The 273-nt window shown below is 48.0% G+C and carries 1 protein-coding gene; it reads right to left on the bottom strand.

What is annotated here, in order from left to right:
• Positions 1–273 (bottom strand): hypothetical protein (locus AAEZ10_RS27320; RefSeq protein WP_350571805.1); only part of this gene is annotated, 273 nt, incomplete at both ends.

Here is a 273-nt window from a genome sequence, read left to right as displayed (position 1 = left end):
AATCATGCCTTCGCCTTTGGCATTTACTGATGAACGGCTAATATAATACAAACCAAGTACCACATCCTGTGACGGTACGATGATTGGATCACCGTTCGCAGGCGACAAGATATTGTTGGTCGACATCATCAAAGCACGTGACTCAAGCTGAGCTTCTAGCGTCAATGGCACGTGAACTGCCATTTGGTCACCATCGAAATCGGCGTTGAATGCGGTACAAACGAGTGGATGCAGCTGGATGGCTTTACCTTCGATTAGTACTGGCTCGAACGC

The sequence above is a fragment of the Pseudomonas sp. H26/SER47-MNA-CIBAN-0231 genome (genome assembly GCF_040310465.1).
GTDB lineage: Bacteria > Pseudomonadota > Gammaproteobacteria > Pseudomonadales > Pseudomonadaceae > Aquipseudomonas > Aquipseudomonas atacamensis.
The sequence above is the reverse complement of the archived record's forward strand: the minus strand, read 5'-3'. Positions and strand labels throughout refer to the sequence as shown.